At 54.6% G+C, this 19985-nt stretch carries 15 protein-coding genes; 7 read left to right on the forward strand and 8 right to left on the reverse strand.

Annotated elements, in window-relative coordinates:
* Positions 1-48: 48 nt before the first annotated feature.
* Entirely contained in the window at positions 49-513 is a 465-nt protein-coding gene (locus tag Mal52_RS24675) for a CBS domain-containing protein (RefSeq protein ID WP_145379177.1), read from the reverse strand.
* Positions 514-758: 245 nt separating this feature from the next.
* On the reverse strand, positions 759-1487 hold the full coding sequence (locus tag Mal52_RS24680) for a Bax inhibitor-1/YccA family protein (RefSeq protein ID WP_145379178.1): 729 nt from the start codon (positions 1485-1487) through the stop codon (positions 759-761).
* 303 nt (positions 1488-1790) lie between these two features.
* Here Mal52_RS24680 and Mal52_RS24685 point away from each other — a divergent pair, with 303 nt between their 5' ends.
* From Mal52_RS24685 to Mal52_RS24695, 3 genes are all read left to right on the forward strand, one after another.
* Positions 1791-4073 (forward strand): serine/threonine protein kinase, encoded by a 2283-nt coding sequence (locus Mal52_RS24685; protein WP_197534448.1) that lies wholly within the window; start codon positions 1791-1793, stop codon positions 4071-4073.
* Positions 4074-4309: 236 nt separating this feature from the next.
* Positions 4310-5272 carry an aspartate carbamoyltransferase catalytic subunit gene (locus tag Mal52_RS24690; RefSeq protein ID WP_145379180.1) on the forward strand — a complete coding sequence of 321 codons (963 nt, stop codon included), beginning with the start codon at positions 4310-4312 and terminating at the stop codon, positions 5270-5272.
* A gap of 74 nt (positions 5273-5346) precedes the next feature.
* The gene (locus Mal52_RS24695; protein WP_145379181.1) at positions 5347-6621 is read left to right on the forward strand and encodes a dihydroorotase; all 1275 of its coding nucleotides are present in this window, start codon (positions 5347-5349) and stop codon (positions 6619-6621) included.
* A gap of 179 nt (positions 6622-6800) precedes the next feature.
* Here the strand turns inward: Mal52_RS24695 and Mal52_RS24700 are convergent, their stop codons facing one another.
* From Mal52_RS24700 to Mal52_RS24715, 4 genes are all read right to left on the reverse strand, one after another.
* Positions 6801-7877, reverse strand: a complete 1077-nt coding sequence (locus Mal52_RS24700) for a LolA-like protein (RefSeq protein WP_145379182.1) — start codon at positions 7875-7877, stop codon at positions 6801-6803.
* 113 nt (positions 7878-7990) lie between these two features.
* Positions 7991-9928 carry an SUMF1/EgtB/PvdO family nonheme iron enzyme gene (locus Mal52_RS24705; RefSeq protein ID WP_145379183.1) on the reverse strand — a complete coding sequence of 646 codons (1938 nt, stop codon included), beginning with the start codon at positions 9926-9928 and terminating at the stop codon, positions 7991-7993.
* 65 nt (positions 9929-9993) lie between these two features.
* A complete protein-coding gene (locus tag Mal52_RS24710) occupies positions 9994-10986 on the reverse strand; it encodes a DUF1559 domain-containing protein (protein WP_197534449.1) in 993 nt (330 codons plus the stop codon).
* Positions 10987-11017: 31 nt separating this feature from the next.
* Positions 11018-11719, reverse strand: coding sequence for a hypothetical protein (locus Mal52_RS24715; RefSeq protein ID WP_145379185.1), 702 nt, complete (start codon positions 11717-11719; stop codon positions 11018-11020).
* Positions 11720-11887: 168 nt separating this feature from the next.
* Here Mal52_RS24715 and Mal52_RS24720 point away from each other — a divergent pair, with 168 nt between their 5' ends.
* Positions 11888-12856 carry a polysaccharide deacetylase family protein gene (locus Mal52_RS24720; RefSeq protein WP_145379186.1) on the forward strand — a complete coding sequence of 323 codons (969 nt, stop codon included), beginning with the start codon at positions 11888-11890 and terminating at the stop codon, positions 12854-12856.
* On the opposite strand, the gene Mal52_RS24725 is transcribed toward Mal52_RS24720, so the two are convergent.
* Complete coding sequence (locus Mal52_RS24725; RefSeq protein WP_145379187.1) at positions 12853-13935, reverse strand: heparan-alpha-glucosaminide N-acetyltransferase domain-containing protein; 1083 nt, start codon at positions 13933-13935, stop codon at positions 12853-12855. The genes Mal52_RS24720 and Mal52_RS24725 overlap by 4 nt on opposite strands.
* 355 nt (positions 13936-14290) lie before the next feature.
* Here Mal52_RS24725 and Mal52_RS24730 point away from each other — a divergent pair, with 355 nt between their 5' ends.
* Positions 14291-14497: a hypothetical protein gene (locus tag Mal52_RS24730; RefSeq protein ID WP_145379188.1), complete on the forward strand. Its 207-nt coding sequence runs from the start codon at positions 14291-14293 to the stop codon at positions 14495-14497.
* A gap of 218 nt (positions 14498-14715) precedes the next feature.
* Here the strand turns inward: Mal52_RS24730 and Mal52_RS24735 are convergent, their stop codons facing one another.
* Positions 14716-16236 carry a serine/threonine protein kinase gene (locus Mal52_RS24735; protein WP_197534450.1) on the reverse strand — a complete coding sequence of 507 codons (1521 nt, stop codon included), beginning with the start codon at positions 16234-16236 and terminating at the stop codon, positions 14716-14718.
* A 1002-nt stretch (positions 16237-17238) separates the two neighbouring features.
* Here Mal52_RS24735 and Mal52_RS24740 point away from each other — a divergent pair.
* Both Mal52_RS24740 and Mal52_RS24745 read left to right on the forward strand, forming a co-directional pair.
* Positions 17239-18300 (forward strand): DUF1573 domain-containing protein, encoded by a 1062-nt coding sequence (locus Mal52_RS24740; RefSeq protein ID WP_145379190.1) that lies wholly within the window; start codon positions 17239-17241, stop codon positions 18298-18300.
* Between the two features lie 46 nt (positions 18301-18346).
* Entirely contained in the window at positions 18347-19474 is a 1128-nt protein-coding gene (locus tag Mal52_RS24745) for a hypothetical protein (protein ID WP_145379191.1), read from the forward strand.
* The last annotated feature ends 511 nt before the right edge of the window (positions 19475-19985 follow it).

Genomic DNA, 19985 nt, shown 5'->3' on the forward strand with positions numbered 1-19985 from the left:
TTTGAAAACGCGTGAAATCGTGTCATGGAGGGAATCCAAAGCCATTCGTCACGCGCCTTCGCGGTCTGAAGTCGTTTGCTTGGACTGAGGGGACTGATTGTAAATCGCTGAGGGAAAGTGCTCGACGAAAAAATGCACAATGGTTTTCACGTCGATAATCCCGATCGGAGCGCCGTCTGCGTTGACTACGGGAATCCGACGGTACCCACCCTGATCCAGGTAACCGATGGCCGACATCAGTGCATCGCCCGAGGTGACCGTTTGGGGGTTGGCCGTCATGGCTTCGGCAATGGCATCATCCAGCGAGCGACCGTCGGCTAACCACCGCAGGAGGTCGCGCTCGGTAAAGACTCCGACCAAACGGTCGTTGTCACAGACCAGCGCCGAGCCGTGGCTATGGCTTCGCATTTGAGCGGCGGCAAAATGCACGCTGTCTTGCGGAGACAAGATCGGGACCGACTTGATCGCCAATTGGCCAATCCGCGTCGTCGTCAGAATTTCGCGTAAGTCCATCGATTCCAGCTTTCGCAGCGTGACTCCGAACGACAACCTACTGAATTGTAACGGGTTATGTCCAAAAATCCATGGGCAAGTCGCACACGGTTTGTCAATTTCGGTGTCAGCAGGTTATTGTTGCAATTTGGATCTTTTTAGGAAAGTCCGACTGAACAAAAAAACCCGATAACTTTGGCAATTTCCCCCATTTCCTCAAGGTAAGGATTTCGGGGTGCACACCAGCATGCCCGTCAAATTCACAATCAATCACGACTCATGACCAATTGCAATATGTACCAAAACAGCAAAGCGATTGCCGCGAACAGACTCAATGAAGCCGCGACGTATTGATCCGTGCGGTAGTGGTGCAAAACGTTGGATGTGCTGTATAGCACCATGCCGCTGCCCAGCACCACGCCAATTCCGGCAAACAATGTGACCGGCATGTTAAGCCCAAAAAACACGGATGCGCCAAAGGCCGCTAGCAGAGTGAATGACAACACGATTAACAGGGTGCGGAGAAACGAGAAATCCTTACCCGTGATAAAGACCACAGCGGTCAATACCGCGGTCGCTAACATCGTCAGCCCTGCGGCTGTGGGAATCACATCAGGACCGGCGGTCACTTGGGCGATGTACAGCAGCGGCACAAAGATGATTGCTTCGGCGACGGTGTAAAGCGCCAACCCAAGGTATTGCATACCGATCGACGTATCGCTGCGCGCCCAACGATCCGCAATCCAACTCACCGCAATAAAGGCAATCAACACAATAAACCATTGGCCGCCTTGAATCATGCGAATCATCGGCTCCAGGATGAACTGTGTATGCAGGAACACATACGTCAGTCCTATGAAGGCCAAAATCGCCAGCATCAGGTGGCTGTAGGTCAGCCGCAGAAATTTTGCGCGGGCATCATCCGCGGCATCGGCGGCAAACAGGTCGTTGACGTCGTAATGAGGGCGGGGGGCGAAATCATCGGATTGGTTCATGATTGTAGCCTTTGCACGGGTTACGCGGTTGACTGAAACTCCCGGCTCTGGGCGCCGAGATGGGAAAATTTTCAAGGTCAGTAATATCTTAGCTCGCTAACTCCGATCCTGTCTACAGGCAGTTTCCCGAATTCGGCGTTCTCGCCCGAACCGGACCGCACTTGAGGCAATTTCCTGAATCTGACATAGTTCCGCTGCGCGGGAGAGACAAGAACAATAACGTCATCCTGCGCGTGATTCAGGAAAACCCTCGAAATTGTCAGCTCGACACTCCCCACGTCGCGGGAAAAGGACGCCTGCCCGTTGTTGGACCCACCGTCACAAGCATTGCTCGAACGGCTGTACGAGAATCAAATCTGCACGCCGCGCGACCTCAATCGCTGCCGCAAGCAAGTACAACGCCTCACGCGCGATCTGCCGGCGTTTGACTCGGTGTGGATCGATGCGCTGTTGCAGGCCCGTATTCTTACGCCGTTTCAAGCCCGTTTGTTGGATTCCACTCCTCCCGGACAAATTGTCGTCGGGCCCTGTCTGTTGCTCGACCGCTTGGGTGGCGGGCAGCGGGGGGAGACTTTTTTAGCACAACACAAATCGAGCCGGCAAATCTGCGTGCTGAAAATCGTCGCGCCCCGTGACGGGTATTCCGTCGAGGAGTTTTCGGCGTTCGAATCAGTCATCGCGAGGATTGCCGACATCAGCCATCCCTGCCTCGTTGGACCGCAGGTGTGCGACCGCTTGGGTGATCGCATCGTGGTTGTCAGTCGACACATCGCCGGTCCGCATTTGGCGGAATTGCTCGTCCGCCGCGGCCGTTTCCCCGCTGACATCGTCTGGGAAATTGGACGGCAACTCCTGGACGGTCTCGCTACGTTACATGCCAACAGCCAGATGCATGGCGACATCCGCACGCACAACGTACGGCTCGCCCAATCAGGTGTGTCCGTTTTGGTCGATGCCGGTGTTCGACCGGTCGTGGAACGCGACCTCACCATCCACTCGGCGGCGGCACCGGAACGATTTGATGGGATCGCGCCGGAGTTGATCGGCACCGGTCGCAGCCATGCCCCGACCACCGATTTCTATGCACTGGGTTGCCTGCTCTGGCAACTGTTGGCCGGACGTCCGCCATTTCCGGGGGGCGACCCACTGGCGAAAATTGCCGCGCACCAAACCAGTACGGTTGCCGATGTGCGGGAATGGGCGCCCGATACGCCGCCAAAACTCGCCGAGGCCATCGCACAACTCACCGACCCCGACCCGACCAAACGCCCACAGTCAGCCGCAGAAGCCATTGACGTCTGGGGCAAACCGAGCCGTATGGCCCGCAGCAAAGTCTCAAGATTTGTCGCCGGCTTCCGCGGCCCAGCCCGCGCAACACGCGAAGGCCGCGCCGCCACGACGGTCGGACGTTGGGCACCGATGTTTGTGCTCGTGTTTTTACTGTCCGGATTAGCAACATTTTTATCCGACCAGGGCGCGCGGAACGCGATGCTAGCAATGGTCAACGACCTTGCTCCTTCACTAAATCAGTTGGAGGACAACAAGAATTCCAAGTCGCCCCCCGAGGCAAAGGCCGATCCACAGGAAACACCGACTGCTCGGCCGAAATACTTGGAACTGCCCGCAGCGCAGAACGGGATAATCGTACTCAACGCGCCCGGCCCCTACAGTATACGGCCGATTTCAGCAGTGGGGCCGTTAGTCATTCGTGGAACAGCAGGCACGCCGTCGGAAATCGTCATCGATTCGGCTCCCCTAAAAATCAGCGCCGAATCGATCCGCTTAGAAAACGTCCGTCTACGAAACATTGCCCCAGAAACAGGGCACGCCCCCGCTGGGTCGCTGGTTTTGCTGCAAACGGATCGGCTCGATGTCAACCGCTGTGAGTTTCACACACATGCGTTGGATTCGCTCCCGTCGGAAACAATCACCCCGGCAGCACGCCTCTCCATCAAACCGATCGCACTGGCATGGCGAAACCTCGGCACGTCGGCCGGTGGGATGATTCGGCTACGGGATACGCAGTTTGTGGGAGTCGGAACCGCACTGCATATGGCCAGCGCGCCGCAAAGCCTTCAAGCAAAAAATTGCCTGCGGTTGGGAGGCGGCACGATGTTTGTGCTCAACAGCCCTCCCCCGGCGGGAAGTCTGCTCACAGTCCAATTGAATTCGGTGACCTGTCGCGAGAGTGGTCCGTTGTGGAATTGGCGATTCTCAGACAAAAACCGCCGGCCGGGCAAAGTCCAAATCAATGCGACCAATTGCGTATTCCATGCGGCGGATCAACAGACCGCGCTGTTCGAATTCCTAGGCGACGACGTACGCAACGATTGGAGCGAACTTGTCTCTCTGAACGGCGTCGACACGATCATCCGGCCCCAAACGCGTCTCGTGACCTGGTTGAACCGGCAAACCGCGCAGCTCACTCCACTGGCCGACGAAATGTTGTACGTCGAAGGAGTCTTTGCGGTGCCGTATACATTTCGCGGAAACCTGACGAATCGCCCGGCTGACTCGGAACTGGACGAAATCAAAGCCAGTATTTCGCGGCGTTCCGAGGAATTACCCGGCTATCATGTTCGGTAATGCTCCGCCGCCAACTGCCTCGCAGCAAATCCAACGCGTGGAATCCAGGCTGTTGGTTTGCATTGGACACCGCCGGTGCGACATTCAATCTTGGTCCGCCTTAGAGACATTCGCCATCATGGCGAAACCGACGGGGCAGCGTTGAACCCGGTTCGTTTCGCTGGTAGGATCATCGCACACAATCGCATGTCGCGGATTGCCGCTACGTCACCTACGGCCTTGCCGGGCAGACCCTGATGAATTTCGTTACGGATACAGACAATTCGATTAAGAAACGCTGGACCAAACGACATCTATTGGGTTTGGAATACCTCTCGGCTGACGAAATCACGATGATTTTGGACCAAGCCGCCGAGTTCAAACGTCTCGCCGCGCAAGGTGAAACGAAACTCGGATTGCTCCGCGGAACGGTGGTCGCCAATCTGTTTTTCGAACCCTCGACCCGCACACGCACCAGTTTTGGCCTAGCTGCCAAACGGCTGAGCGCCGACATCGTTGAGTTCAGCGCGGCCGGCAGCAGTCTGGTCAAAGGCGAAACATTCATCGATACGGCCCGCAATATCGAAGCCATGGGGGTTGATCAAGTCGTCGTACGTCACAGCACGCCCGGCGCCCCGCATCTTCTCGCACAAAACTTGAACACCAGCGTCCTGAATGCCGGCGATGGCACGCATGAACATCCGACGCAAGCGCTGCTGGACATCTTTACCATTCGCGAACACCGCGGCACGTTGCAGGGATTGACCGTTGCACTCGTCGGCGACATTTCGCACAGCCGCGTCGCCCGGTCCAACATCTGGGGGCTGACCAAACTGGGAGCACGGGTCATCGTCTGCGGTCCGGCGACGTTGATTCCACAGCACGTGGAAAAACTGGGCGTCGAAGTCGCCACAGACCTCGACAAAATCCTGCCCGAACTCGATTGCATCAACTTGCTGCGTATTCAATTCGAACGTCAACGCAGCGGGTTGTTCCCTTCGATTGCCGAATACGCACATCTGTTCGGCATGAACGGCGAACGGTTGAAGACGGCCAAAGACGACGTGATGATTTTAGCTCCCGGCCCCATCAACCGCGGTGTGGAAATCACACCGGACGTGGCGGACGGTGGCCATTCAGTCATCCTCGACCAAGTGACCAACGGCCTGTTGATTCGTATGGCTTGCTTGTATCTTCTCAATCCCAAAAACAGCCCGTAACCGTGGGTTGAGCGGCTTAACTGACAACCGTCCCTCAACTTCTTCCACTGCGGGACGACCGGAGAAACGATAGCATGACAAGCACACGAATTCGCGGCGGCCGCGTGATCGATCCCAGCCAGGGAATCGATACCGTTGCGGATCTAGTTTTGCAGGATGGGAAGGTGGTCAGCATCGGCACATCGACTGCCGCTGCGGATGTCGAGATCGATGCCACCGACATGATCGTCTGCCCCGGCCTGATCGATATGCATGTCAGCCTCCGCGAACCCGGTTTCGAGGAAGATGAAACCATCGCCACCGGTGCCGCGGCGGCGCTGGCCGGAGGCATCACCAGCGTGGCCTGCATGCCCGACACTCAACCGGTTGTCGACAATCGAGCGGCCGCGGAATTCATCATCCTCCAAGCGGGACGGGCGGGTCTGGCCAATGTGTTTCCACTGGGGGCGGTGACCAAAGATTGTAACGGTGAGGAACTGGCCGAGATCGGCCAATTGGTCGAAGCAGGGGTCGTCGCCTTTTCGGATGCGACCCGGCCGTTGGCCAATGCCGAAATCATGCGCCGCGCACTGGAATATTGCGGCATGTTCAACCGTCCCATCTTCAATCATCCTGCCGTCCCTGAGCTGGTGCATGGCGGGGTGATGCATGAAGATTACGTCTCGACCGAATTGGGACTGCGAGGCATGCCGGCTGCTGCGGAAGATATTGCCGTCGGCCGCGATATCGCCTTGGCCAAAGTCACCGGCGGACGCGTGCACCTGCAAACGATTTCCAGTCTTGGCAGCATCGATCAAATCCGCCGCGCCAAAGCCGCCGGATTGCGCGTGACCGCTGAAATCACGCCGCACAACTTCACCCTCATGGACGACCGGCTGCGAACGTTCAACTCCAATTACAAAGTCGATCCGCCACTACGAACGGCTGACCACCTAGCTGCCTGCATCGAGGGGTTGCAGGATGGCACTATTGATGCGATCTGCTCAGACCACCAACCCTTTGCGCCGGAAAAGAAAAGCCGGGAGTTGAACCTCGTCCCGTTCGGCGCATCCGGTTTGGAAACCTTGCTGCCGATTTCCATCGCCAGTCTGATCGAACCGGGACACCTCGACTGGCCGCAGTTGATCGGAAAATTGACCAACGGTCCGGCGAAAATCCTCGGCATCCCCAAAGGGACCTTGGCAACCGGCGCCGATGCTGACGTGACGATCATCGACCCGCAAGTCGAGTGGACCATCGACGCGGCCCAGTTTCGCTCGCGCGGCCACAACACACCATTCGACGGCTGGAAAGTCCGCGGCCGCGCCCGGACTGTGCTAGTGGCCGGTGTTGTGGCATATGAGGTTTAGTGCTGGGCCAAGACAACCTCGGGACCAAGCATCACACAAAATCCGTTGTCGGAACGGCCAACCCATGCTGGATTGGCAACATCGCCCAGCCTGTTCTCCATAGCCGCATCGTGCCCGCTCGAGACAAGACCGGGTGACGCTACGGAATAAATCCCTGGCCATTAGTTTGCACCACTCATTCACGATGAGTGGCTTTTTTGACGACGCCAGTAGAAATACAGCCCCACGACCAAGATGACGACGACCAGATTGGAGAGCACCAACACGTTTCGGAAAATCCAGGGCCGACCCTGCTCTTTGCCTTCGGAATCTGCGGCAATATCACGCGCTTTCAGATCTCGATTGGGCACACGAACCAATTCCGTTCCATTCCACATTTGTGTACCATTCGGATTGTCCGCTGTGTCGGCAATCGCAGTCCCGGGTGGAAGGTTCATGGTGGCTACCGTAAATCGATCATCATCCACGTCCATATTGAATGTGGCAGATCGTATCGTGACCGTTTCCCCCGAAAACAGTTTGCCATCGTGAAGCTCTTGGTACTTGATGACCTCAGGAAACCAAATTCCTCCGGTCTCATACTGTTTCAATTCACAGTCAATCCTGAACAACCGCTCCTCCGCTCCTTTACGGGCCTGAAACTCCGCGCGGATGATGTTGTAACCACGATCAGGGTCAATCCACATCCGTGCCTGAAACCCATCGGTTCGTAGGTATTCTACCCGCGAAACTTCTCTTCCATCAATTTCCTCTGATTCGACAGTGACGCTTGTACGTTCAGGGTTTCCAACAAATGATTCAAGATGGCGCGAGTGAAGCATTCCCGTTACAGACGGATTTATTCCCAGCAAACGCGGATCGAAGAGTTGGGCGGTGCTCCCAGATTGCAAGTCCTCCGGAGCAATCCTGCTGACTGCCCAATTCTCGCCAGTTGTCTCGGGGTCGACGTGCGAAATAAGCCCTTCGGGGGTCAGGATCAATATTTCCTTGTAGGAGGCTACGTCACCATCGGTATTGCTCTGTGGACGGGAATGGGAATAATCAAACCGTAGTTTGTCATCCTCAAAGTCCACCAAATACCCCTTTTGTGTTGCTGGGCGCCCTTCGCGATCTGTTGTCACGGCAACGATGTCAAGTGTTCCGGACCGCAGTTCCCGGCGACCGGCAAGGACTTGGTTTTCCACGTCCGTAACCTTGACAGGTTCGGCCTGCAACATGCATGCCGTTGCCAAATACAAGAAGTTGACAATGTTCATTCCTTGGTCCTTTAACAATAAAACGAGCAACGCGGCTTATACTTGAGTCGAAGGACGAGTTGCTCAACGAGTTGTGTTCGTGAACGGCTTATGAGGCAAGCCACTATATGATCTCACTCTACTGTCTCGCACACCACACGAAATCCGATGTAGGGACTGCCAACCCACGGTGGATTGGCGACATAGACCTTACAGTTCGGACCCGTAGCCACCCAGTGCCAACCCCGGATGACTCGCAAATATCCAGCAGCGGGGCCGGGCGGATCGCGTTCTGAGGATCGATTGTAGTAGCCCTGTGCCCGGTAGTCTGCGACCCACTCGAAGACATTTCCACACATATCGTGCATGCCAAAAGCGTTTGGTGAATACGATCCGACCGGCATTGTGGAGACCGGCTGTGGCGGAGTCATTTTGCCGGCAATCTCGCCTGAATCATCTTGGGGATCCCACTCTTTGTTAAACGCGATTTCTCCCTGGGTCCCGGCGCGGCAACAATACTCCCATTCCGCTTCGGTCGGCAGTCGGTAACGACGGCTGGCCGCCTTCTCTTCGGGAAGATCCGACAACCGCTGACAGAACTTCGTTGCTTCGTCCCAGGAAACATTTTCCACAGGACACTGAAACGTATCGCTAATTGTGATCACATCTTTGAGTTGCCCTTCGAGCGCGTGCCCACTCGGATTGTACCCCATCACCGTTTGGAACTGTTGTTGCGTGACTTCACAGACTCCCATGTAAAAAGGTTTCGTAAGGGTCACTGGATGCGGAATGGCATCCGCCGGAAACGGGAGGAATTGATCTTTGTCAGGCACCCCCATTTCAAAGTCTCCGGCAGGCACCAACTGGAATTTCAGGCCTACGGAATTCGTGAACGCCTTCTGCTCAACAGCACCATCCAGCGATGTTTCGGCCGCAGAGCCGGAAGGGACCGCCTCGCCGTAGTCATAGTTGCCTTTGAGTTCTTGGGCATACGTGTCGGTGAAGATGTCGGGAGGGGAATCTCGGGCGTGCATCACGTGCCACAAGGTCGGTTCGACATTGTCGGAGACAAAGTGCACGGCTCCGCTCAACATCAGAACGTTGACACCACCAGCATGTTGGCTGCGAGCTGTGGCTTGGAAGTTTTCGTTACAATATGGGCAGACCGACATTTTTTCGTTAAACAGAACCTCCTCGCCAATTTGCTCGACTAACGTCGGGCCTCCAAGAATGTCATCCGCACGCCCGGTTTCTAATTGAAAGTTTGGGCCCCCATCATCCCCCGTCACGCCGTGTCCCCAGGTGATACTCCCCCCGATTTGACCGAATGCCCAAACGCCGCGCGGATCAATCGGAGCAATCCCGGCTCGAACCTCCTCAATCGCCACCATTGTTTCGGTTCCGTTGCGAATTTCGTCCAAAGCAAACGATTTGTTGATTCCAGCGATCCCGTTTCCATACCACTGAAACGCGCGCGTCTCTTCTGAAAAATGATATCCGTTTTCAGTCGGACCGGGATTAGAAAGTGTGCCAAATTGCGTGGGGACATATTCACTACCGCCATTGATCGCATAATTCCCCCGCGCAAAACTGACTGACTCGCCGCCAGCTAACATGAGTTGGTAGTGGTTATCAGGTCGATTGAAGGTATCCGCAGGACAGTGCATCGCCGTCAACTCAAAGGTGCGAGCGGCTGCGTTCAGCGGATCGACGACCGGCACCGTTCGATCAAACTGCGATGCCAATTCTTCTTCGCCAAGATACGGCAAGAGCAACTGCACCCAGTTTTCGCGGGTCACATGGACCGGTGTTGGGTCCTTGTGCGAAAAAAGTTCCGGGAGATCCAACCCTTCCGAACCCCACACCGCTGCCGGCGGTAGACAAGCGTATTGGTCGTGATAGGCATGCAGCGCCACGCCGAGGCGGCTGAGGTTGTTCGTGCAGGTATGATTTCGGGCCGCTTCGCGCGCATATTCGACGGCCGGCAGTCCCAGAAAAACAACGAGGTTGAGAACGACAAGAGCGACGATCACATCCCGCAGGCCCAATCCTGAACGTTCGTCGTTCGACATACTCAATCCTCAATCCCACTTACCTGCAGACAACGGGGCCGACGGTCAACCAGACTTAGACGTTCTCAAAACTGCGGCACGATCGTCGCCCCTTGATAGGTCACCAGCCCCACGAACACATCGGGCGACGTATTCTCGTTTACGAAATGCACTGAGCCGTCGCACAGTAACACATGCACGCCGCCGGGATGAAAACTGTACGTACCGCTTTCCGACTGATTGGTACAATTAATCGCACAGGCGGCCCCCCCGGACGTGCTGCCGGTGAACCAGTTTTCTGCATTCAAAACATCCGACCAACCGCCGCCGTTAGCAATGCCGCCATCGACCGCTTTGCCATTTTCGTACAACTGTGGCCGGCCCGCGATTTCCCACATCAAGGCGGTATTCGACTGGCCATCCAGTATGTGTTTGAAAGCCAGGTTGATGTGATTGTTGGAAAGCGCTCCCTCGCCCAAGAGCGTGGCTTGTTTGGGGGCTAAACTTTTGAGCGGATTGTTGACCCCCGAACTGGGGCCGTAGTCGTTTCCACCGTTGCGATATTCGATCGGCACGGCAATATCGTCCCAGATGACGGTGTCTGGATTGGCAACGCGCGGCGTCGACGGGCACGTAAACAGCGGCAGCGCCGTGGCAATCGCCGACCGATTGTCGGCCGTATATTTCGGCAATCCGATCGCCGTTAAATCCACGGGCGAAAAGCTGGGTGCATTGAAGTCGATGCGATTATAGATCGCCGAATGCTCAGTGTGCGGCAGCAGGAATTCCGCATAGGAATGAAAATTGATGTCGTCCTGCTCACCGGCCACACCCAAAAACTGTGGCAATTCCGAGGGTCCAGATCCATTTCTGACCGCCACATACACGGGTGGCAGTTGGTTGAATTGTTCGTGGTAACTATGAAAAGCAACACCCAACTGGTGCAGGTTGTTGCGACACTGCGTTCGCCGCGCGGCTTCCCGCGCGGACTGGACCGCCGGCAAAATCAGCGAGACCAGTAGCCCGATTATCGCGATGACCACCAGTAACTCAACAATACTAAACCCGCGGCGCTTCATTTGTTTGGTCCTCAACATCGTTTCCCGATGATCACTGCGAGCGACTCGCATTCAATGCCATCAACGCTTGATTCATGTACCTTTCAAACCGCTGTTCAATTTCTGGCGTGAACGCCTCCGCATCCTGCAGTCCCGGCAGCAGACAGTCGTTTCCCGCCCAGAGCAAATGCCGCCGAACGGGATGCTCCGCTGTAGCCCCCCGTTTTAACTTCCCGACAATCCGTTGCACCTCAGCCCGCGACTGCGTGGAGAAGGCGGCCCACTCCGCCTCACTTAATTCCGCTTGGCGGTGACGCAACAATTCATCGCGGATAGTCACGAATTGCTTGAGATAGGTTCTCTCCGCCTCATAAGGATTCATCATGCGGACGATGAAGAAATTGATTCCCAGCCACACGCCGATGATAACAACCACCCAAAGAAAACGAGGCCCCAACCGATCGGTGATTGCCTCGTAAATGTTTTCAAACCAGCTCGATTGCGGAGGTGAACTGGCAGATGCCGCGCTGCGGCGTTTTCCCGGCCGAGTCGCTTTGGCCAGTGCTTCGGCATTTCCTGTCCCCTCGGCGGCATCCAGATCAATCGCGCCCGCCTTGATCCAATGCCCTTCCAGCGTGCACTTGATATCATCGTCGCCGCCGAGATTACCGGTACGGATCAGCCCGAGGACTTCGGGAAACTCAAACGGCCCCCGATCCCCATCAGGCGATCGCACATACCATTTTTCAGCCATCGGTTGCGCTCCCGAACACCAAATGCTCTGTTGGCCGCTGAATGTATTGAAAATTTACTCGATTTGCCATCTCTCAGCCCTTTCGTACACTATATCAATTGAAACTGTGCAAACAAGAATTCTCCGGTGGAGCTATTGCCAGTCAAACAAGAGAACAAGGGGAAATTGATGCGCTCGCTCTCAAGACAAACCCTCTTAGGCGGGGCAACCCTCGCCATTATCGTTGCCGCCGTCGCGTTACAATTGTGGGGAGGTCCAGCGACCACACGATTCGTGATTATCCATTCCGACGACGCCGGCATGTGCCATGCGGTGAATCTCGCCACGATCGACTCGATGCAACACGGCATTGTTTCCTCGACCAGCATCATGACGTGTTGCGAGGGGTTTGATGAATTCGCCGAGTTCGCCAAGGCACATCCCGAATTCGATTATGGCGTGCATTTGACATTAACCTGTGAAAGCCCGTCCCTCGACTGGGGGCCGATCACGCCGATGGCGAAAGTCCCCAGTTTGGTTGACGCACGCGGCCGGTTCTGGCAGAGAGAATCTGACGTGGCGGCGCATGTGAAAGCCGATGAGGTCGACCGCGAACTCCGCGCTCAAATCGATCGAGCACTCAAGGCGGGCGTTCCGATTTCTCATCTCGACAACCACATGTGGACGCTGCTGACCCGGCCCGACCTGATGGCAATCTACGTCCAATTGAGCTTGGACTACGACCTGCCGATTCGCTATCGCAAGGTCGAAAAATTGCCGCTCGACCAGCGAGGCGCGTTCGCTGGCAATCTGCTCGTCGCCTATGCCGAAGAGGGCCGCCGACTGCAGCAGCACAATATGCCGATGTTCGATTTCGTCGAATCGAACAACTACGACGTCCCTCCCACCGAAAAACGCAACTACTTTTTACAGGCGCTGCGTGACTTGCCGCCCGGCGTCTCAGAGATCTTGGTACATTGCGCCTATGATCTAGAAGGCGAAGGCCAAGCCCCGCATGTCGAGCGCCGCGCCATGGATGCCGCTTTCTTCCAATCCGCTGAAGCCGCCGACACCATCCGCCGCTACGGAATTAAAATCATCGACTGGAAAGTGTTTCGCGACATGAAACAACGCGGTGAACTTCCTGACGAGGCTTAACCCGGTACGACCCGCGACAACGTCAAGAACCAACGCCGCTGTGCCAACCACATCGCAGCCAGCACAGCGGCAATTAGCATCAGCCACATGCTGTTGCCGCCGAGGGTGGGAATCAAGGCTAGGCAGATCATCAACAGCAGTGCGTTGCGGCCCATCGCGCATAACGGTGCGACGACAAACGTCCCGCCCCATTTGGCCAACAACCCGGCAAGCCCCACCACCGACAGGCTAGCTCCGCATGCGGCGACCGCAAATGTCGGCGTATTGATGTAGGCATTGACCGGCATCAACTCCCCCGCATAAAGCCCGGTATTTAAAGCAACTAGGCCGATCAACATCAATGCGAGACTGTCATCACGTTCGGCATTTCGACTGTGCAATAGATAACGTCCCAACAGCATCCCAAACAACGTGACTGCGATGGCAGGGAGCGTGGAAATCAAGCCTTGCGGATCCCAGGTCGAAAAATATAGCCGCCCCGGCAACCACAAGCGATCAGTATAAGCAGCCACATTCCCTTCAACACTGAAGTCGCCCACACCGTAGCCCGGCACATCGACCAGTTCGAAAACCAATCCGTATTCCAACAAGATCACCGCCGCTACCACAGCATGTGTCCGCCATCCGCTAAAGACGCCGAACAGTCCGGCAACGAGATAGCAGACGGCGATCCGTTGAAATATACCGGTCCAGCGCATCTCGGCCAACGACACAACCCGCAGCCATTCGCAAATCAGCCCGATAACAAACAACGCGGCTGCACGAATCACAATGCGCTTGACCAACGCCGTATTGCTTGCTTCATTCAAGCGGCGACGCTCAAGATCAAAGACCACCCCCGCCCCCGCCGCCACTAAGAAGGCCGGCAACATGAAGTCGTACAGCGTCATTCCATGCCAGATTGAAGGGGACAATTGATCGACCACTGCCAATCGCCACCCCGATTCCGGCAGCGAATACAACACCGGAGTCAGGGCAACCGCCACCCCCCACACCAACACCGCTGAGCCTCGCAACGCATCGATTGCATCAACACGCTGCACCTCAAGGGATGCATTGTCATCAGTCACCTCAGGCATGGTCTTTGAAGACTCCTTGGCCAACGAATCGGATTGCGAGATTCATCCAGAGATCCCTAACCTCGCGACCGGTGCAGCATACGGTCACAATGATCGGTTACGAGCATCACATCTTATCTCGCGGTGTCAACAACACTCAATTCAGACACATGATTTGTTGGCAGTTCATTGCCCATAGATCTCTGCAGCAACGACTGTAGAGGCCACCGGAAATAACAGGCAGAAGAACGCTGCAACGTATTTGCAGCAAGCAGATTGCGTAGGGGTGACCACTGGCATGCCAGTGGTGAAAAATTCCTGTCGCGCTCGCGCATTATGCTTGATGGAAGACAAAGCAAGGAGCAGGAGCAGGGCCATGAACAGAGCCGAAAACAGTGCAGCGATTTCCATCCGAGTCGGCGGCATATATACCGTGGATATTTGCGGCAAGAAGACGCAAGCGGAAGCTATCTTTCACTCACCCAAAAACCCGAATTTTTGGTACTTCGAGGCGGTCGATTCACGCCTACTATTTTTGGTTGCGATCGCAAACGTGTTCGACAACGCAAGCAAACCAGAATGATGCTGCTCGCCACACAACCACACGCATGGGCCAACTGAGTCGCGCCGGCTCGAGGTCCCTGGGCATCGGTGAAACATAGCAGGGGGGGCCGATCAATCTTACGGCCAACGTGAGCACAATTTCGATGCTGCGCTGTCCGTGAACCATGACGTCTGGCGCGACTTCCATGACGACACAGGAACTCTCAGCGCATCATGCAGGCTGAGGTAAGCCGAGTTCTATGAACCCGATTTTTTAGTCCATCTGGTCAGAATCTTGAGTGGTTTGTTTGCAGCACCAGGATTCACATGAAATTCATTCGCATCAATGGAAAAGCCATTACGCTGTACCTCGTATTGATGACTGCCAACAGGAAGTGTAAGCGACCCTTTGGCTAGACCTTTGATATCCACAGGCAGCCCATCAACATAGAGAGTCAAAGCCGTGTCCTCGGGATGATCGATTTGAAATTGGATTTCCCCTGCTGGCAATGCTGGGTTTGACGTTTGCCGCGAAGCCGCGTTCGAATCTTCAGGGAACCACCAAATGGCAAATAGGGACACCGCAGGCAAGATCAATAGCCCCACGACTCCCAGTACAACCATTGCTGATCCTGGAAATCGGCTATCCGATTTTGAGGTTTTTCGGCGGTTCGATGTTCCACCCGCCAATTGCAATGGTGCTTGCTTCTCGGCTGCAGCGCTGATCACATCAGTTGCTTCATCAGCGGCGTGGGTGACCGGCTCTCGGCAAAGGCTTTTTAGAAGTGAATCTTCTCCCTTCTCAAAAGCTGCAAGCGCCTGGGCAAACTCAGACATGGATGCGAAGCGATTCTCGCCCTTTTTTTGGATTGCTTTGAGACAGATGCGATCAAGTGCGGGCGGAATATCCGCACATCGGGATGAGGGAACCGGAGGCAAATCGTTTAAGACGCTGGCCAGCACCTGTGCGACATTTCCCTCAAATGGGATCGTTCTCGTCAGGAGTTCAAACAAGATCGCTCCCAACGAATAAATATCGCTTGCAGGCAGGACACCATCCTTATCCCCCGCGACCTGTTCAGGTGACATATAGGCGGGCGACCCTACGAGCATTCCATCGATGGTGATGCGGCTCTCTGCCAGCGGATTGTCAAAGGCGCGGGCCAATCCAAAATCCATAATGACTGGTTCGCCATCAGCACGGACAATCACATTGCCTGGCTTCAAATCCCGGTGCACGATCCGTGAGTCGTGCAATTGCTGCATGGTCTCAGCGACGATTCGTACAATACGAACAGCCTCCACCATGGGCATTGCTTCTTTCTCAATCGATGCCTCTAAGGTTAGCCCTTCAATATATTCCATTGCGAGGAAACACAGCCCATCCAACTCCCCGACATCATAAACTCGGCAGATGTGGGAGTGCGCGATTTGAGCGGCCAATTTGGCTTCTCGCATAAATCGTTCGCGGACTTTCACGTGATCCTGCACAAAAAAGTGCGGGATCTTTAGTGCCACTTTACGATCCAATTCGTTGTCCCAAGCCAAAAAGACTGAGCCCATCCCACCGGAACCAAGTTGATCAATAATCCGGTAACGACCAAACTGCTCAGGCAACCGGGCGGCCGTCCAATTCGACATCGTTTTTCGTAGCGTACGACTGACGACGGCCTGAATCGCTAATTGAATTTCAGAGTCTTCATGACTAGTGCCGCTTGCATTTGATGCGCGCAGCAAAGCCACCAGCGAATCCGAAGTACCATCCAATTCCTTGGCCATTGCCTCGCATCGCTCACATTGATCGATATGATCCGCCACAACATCAATTTGTTCCTCATCAAGCCGTCCCAGGACATAATCCAGCAGTCGTGTGCCGTCAGGGCAAGCTACAGTTCTCATATTGCATCCCCTTTCGAGGCGAGGGATTAATCAACAATGACGAAGAGATCGACCAATCGGTCGGTTCCAAGATTCTCGGCTACACGATTTCTTCGCCATTGAGACTGCTTTCAATTCCGAGAGAGATGTCCATTCCAATTCTGCCTATCCTTGCGCGGAAGCGTTACATCACATCCGATGCATCCTGCTCCAGTCCTGCACCCAGCCCGATGGCATCTATGATATACCAAGCTTGCTTGCAAATCGAGAATTGTCTGCCTGATTCAGGATCGCATGCCCTTGCACCATGCCCAAAGACTTTGCGAAGTCGTATTGTCTTGCCGAGCGTCTGCCACTTATTTGAGCAACGATCTTACCGCTGGGGTTTTCCCCAGCACAAGTGAAGTAAACTCCATGATGACATATTCAGTTCCCTGACGCGATCCCTGGTGAAAACGAATTGAGTGGTCCTGAGCCAATTTTCGCACTTAAAGTCTGTTGCTGGCCTAGTGTGAATCATTCAATACCCGAGAACAAAATAGGTATTTGTTCCCATTCGAATGCCCCTCCACACCCTCAATCCACAGTTCAACGACACCCATATAATTTTTCCAAAAACGCTTTTACAGAATCAGATCAAGAGGACTGTCACACACGCGCATTAATATTAGTGAGCGAAGAAACATTACCGCTCGTAATATGAAACATCCATAATTGCATTCAGTGCGACGAAGATGATTACGGAATGCAAGCCTGCTTTCTAGGTCAAACAGTTGCAATAAACGAAATTGCCATTCGTGCTCTCCACTCGCAGCTCCAGGGAATTCAGTGTGTGGCAACGTTGTTCCGTGCGATTACTCGCTATGGACAAACCCTTAGATTCCTCACCTGGGAGTACACGTTATGAAATTCCTTCTATCTGGCATTGCGCTAATTCCTTTTCTCATTCTCTTTGGGCACAGTGTCGCTGAGGAACCGATGGCTCCTGCAAAACTAGTTCCCGAAACAAGAACGCTAGACTTTGGTGAAGTTTGGGGGCAATCCAACTTCCATTGGCAAGTCAAAGTCCGCAATCCCAGTCCCCGCAGTATCCAAGTCAAAGAACTCAGTACGGCGTGCTCGTGCGTCGAAGCGAATCCGAAATCCTTTGTCGTCCCCCCGGGAGGGACAAAGAACATTGATGTCGTTCTGGATCTACGCGACAACGGCGTTCGGTTATCAGCAGATGAGGCGACAGGTCCGTACTCCTCATTTTCGGCCGCGATCAAACCTATTTATTCTGACATCGAAACGACGCCTGCGGACATATGGTACGTCACAGGAAACCTTCGGCATCCGTTCGACAATGTCCCGCGCGTTTGGGACATCGGTTCGGTGACGTGTGATTCCTCTGAGCAACCCACCGCAATCCTGCCGGTTGCCTGTGCTAGCGGCGTTTCACTCACTGGCATCCATTTTGATCAAGAGTGGGGTCATGCCACCGTTGCTAAAAGTCCTTCAAACAAAACGAGTCTCTTATTTTATCTCCGCAATCGCTCGCCTGGGCCTTTTGAGTTTCCGCTGCAACTGAGGGCTGAAACACGTGATGGAGTCGAACTCCCCCCCGTCTCGGTTCAGGTAACAGGGCGTGTCGTTGGTGATGTGGAAGTGTACCCAAGTGAGGTAGCGCTGGGGTTGCTTCGTCCAGGTCAAAATTCTGAAAACACCGTATTCATTCGGTCACGATCGGGACAAGCACTGTACGTCGATCAAGTCGTCTGCTCCGACGACCATATCGAGATTGCCCCTCCGCAGGATTCGGAAAATGAAAACGACGGCGAATTGGCTTACAAGGTCAAATCGACCTCCGGCAAGCAACCGGGAAATTATTCGACGATTGTTCATTTCGAAGTCCATACAGAAGACCAGGCGCCGGTCACCGTTTCATATCGCTTGACCTACACAGTCTGTGAAATCTCGCTTTGAACTATTCTCGACATCCCACTTTTTTTAATAACGGGAGATGCAACACATGATTCCTGTCGCTGGAGTGAGGGGACTTTATTCCACAGTAGCAGGCATGACCGCTGCGATTCTACTGACCGCAGTTTCAATCCAACCGGTCGTTGCTGAACAAGTCGATGCCCCAGCGTCTGGTGCTCTGACACATGAAAAAATCCTCAAAGTTTGGGAGGAGCGAGAACAGCGTGTGAAATCCGCTCGATTCGAATGGACAGAAATTCGCCTCATTACAGACGACCTGCTAATGCCGGGCGAGTCACGCGTCGAACCGGACGTCCCCCAATACAGCGTGAAATCGTCACTCAGTCTGAAAGAGAATCAGATTCGACACACCTTCCGAAAGGAGATCTGGCAGGTCGACGCACCTCGCGGCGAAAACAGTTTCGTCAGTGTCTCAAACGGCGAGACGGCCAAAGTATACCTGCCCCCCGGATATGTCACTGAGTATCCCCGAGGACATGCAAGCCAACAAGTTGGCAGCGACGAAGTCAATTCCACATATTTGAAGCCATTTCTATGGTGTTACCGGCCCTCGATGTCAAGTGTCTTAGTGGCACCGCTGGAGAAATTTGACATCACCCAGGAACGTGCTGCCTATCAAGACCGGGACTGCGTTGTGCTGCGGTATCAGCCAACACCGACCACAAAATTTGAACTTTGGCTCGATCCGTCTCGTGATTTTGTGATCGTTCGACAGCAATTCATTCGAGACGGTCTCGTCGCCAACCAATTAGACGTCGAGTATTTACCGGTCGACGAAACAAGGGTCTGGCTCCCTCAAGAGTGGCGTTTTGCCATGCTCGACAAGAAAGGGAAATCGTTACTCTCCATGAATGGAACCTTGACTCGTGCAGAAATTAATCCAACGCTGCCTGATGCTGATTTCGAATTCGAGTTTCCGCCCGGGACGTGGGTTCACGAAGACAAAGCGCACGAACATATTGTGATGGCCGATGGTAAGCAGCGAGCCGTTGCACTGGGAGAACGCGGGCTGCCTTACGAATCGCTGCTCTCCGGTACCGGACGTGTTTCCAAAAGTCGGTGGAAAAGGGTCTTGGTTCAGATCAACCTCTCCGTGGTCGTCTTTGTCTGCGTAGGCCTCGTTCTTCGCTGGAATCAATTGCGAAGTCACCGCTGAATTGACGCCTCTTTCGTCACGGATGCCGGTCCGGCTCGTCAGCGCGAAGCTCAATGCGCCAACGTAGGGTTTCATTCATTTGAATTCCTCACACCGCTGCCGGAATCAAACTTGTTTTGCAATCCCACGCTAGCCCCCGTATCTCCCGTCAGCTTGCACTTGAGAAAGAAGTAACTCGATGAGTAAGAACTCCCGTAGTCGACAACAAGTCGCACTAGTCATTGTCGCCGTCCTCTGTGGGCTAATGACGACCTGGAGTATTGCCCTTTCTGAAGAAACATGCAGTACGGCCAACTGCGTGAAATTCCTCCAATTCGGCACTGCAGACGATGTGTCTCAATATTGCCGCCGGTCACTCTTGACCGAAAAATGGGCATTCCCCGATGCTTGTTGTGCTCCTTCATCCAACCCCGACTGGTGCTCAACGCAAACGACAAACGCGCTTGGCTCATCGACACGAAAAATTATGGCAGCATGCACCCCGCTCTGTAGTTCCGGTAGCTGCGGAAGC

The organism is Symmachiella dynata (genome assembly GCF_007747995.1).
Taxonomy (GTDB): domain Bacteria; phylum Planctomycetota; class Planctomycetia; order Planctomycetales; family Planctomycetaceae; genus Symmachiella; species Symmachiella dynata.

Coding starts and splice junctions, on each gene's coding strand:
- Mal52_RS24730 (WP_145379188.1), top strand. CDS start 14,291: ATGAACAGAGCCGAAAACAGTGCAGCGATTTCCATCCGAGTCGGCGGC.
- Mal52_RS24700 (WP_145379182.1), bottom strand. CDS start 7,877: ATGAACATTGTCAACTTCTTGTATTTGGCAACGGCATGCATGTTGCAG.
- Mal52_RS24705 (WP_145379183.1), bottom strand. CDS start 9,928: ATGTCGAACGACGAACGTTCAGGATTGGGCCTGCGGGATGTGATCGTC.
- Mal52_RS24675 (WP_145379177.1), bottom strand. CDS start 513: ATGGACTTACGCGAAATTCTGACGACGACGCGGATTGGCCAATTGGCG.
- Mal52_RS24720 (WP_145379186.1), top strand. CDS start 11,888: ATGCGCTCGCTCTCAAGACAAACCCTCTTAGGCGGGGCAACCCTCGCC.
- Mal52_RS24725 (WP_145379187.1), bottom strand. CDS start 13,935: ATGCCTGAGGTGACTGATGACAATGCATCCCTTGAGGTGCAGCGTGTT.
- Mal52_RS24745 (WP_145379191.1), top strand. CDS start 18,347: ATGATTCCTGTCGCTGGAGTGAGGGGACTTTATTCCACAGTAGCAGGC.
- Mal52_RS24735 (WP_197534450.1), bottom strand. CDS start 16,236: ATGGCCAAGGAATTGGATGGTACTTCGGATTCGCTGGTGGCTTTGCTG.
- Mal52_RS24710 (WP_197534449.1), bottom strand. CDS start 10,986: ATGAAGCGCCGCGGGTTTAGTATTGTTGAGTTACTGGTGGTCATCGCG.
- Mal52_RS24740 (WP_145379190.1), top strand. CDS start 17,239: ATGAAATTCCTTCTATCTGGCATTGCGCTAATTCCTTTTCTCATTCTC.
- Mal52_RS24695 (WP_145379181.1), top strand. CDS start 5,347: ATGACAAGCACACGAATTCGCGGCGGCCGCGTGATCGATCCCAGCCAG.
- Mal52_RS24715 (WP_145379185.1), bottom strand. CDS start 11,719: ATGGCTGAAAAATGGTATGTGCGATCGCCTGATGGGGATCGGGGGCCG.
- Mal52_RS24690 (WP_145379180.1), top strand. CDS start 4,310: ATGAATTTCGTTACGGATACAGACAATTCGATTAAGAAACGCTGGACC.
- Mal52_RS24680 (WP_145379178.1), bottom strand. CDS start 1,487: ATGAACCAATCCGATGATTTCGCCCCCCGCCCTCATTACGACGTCAAC.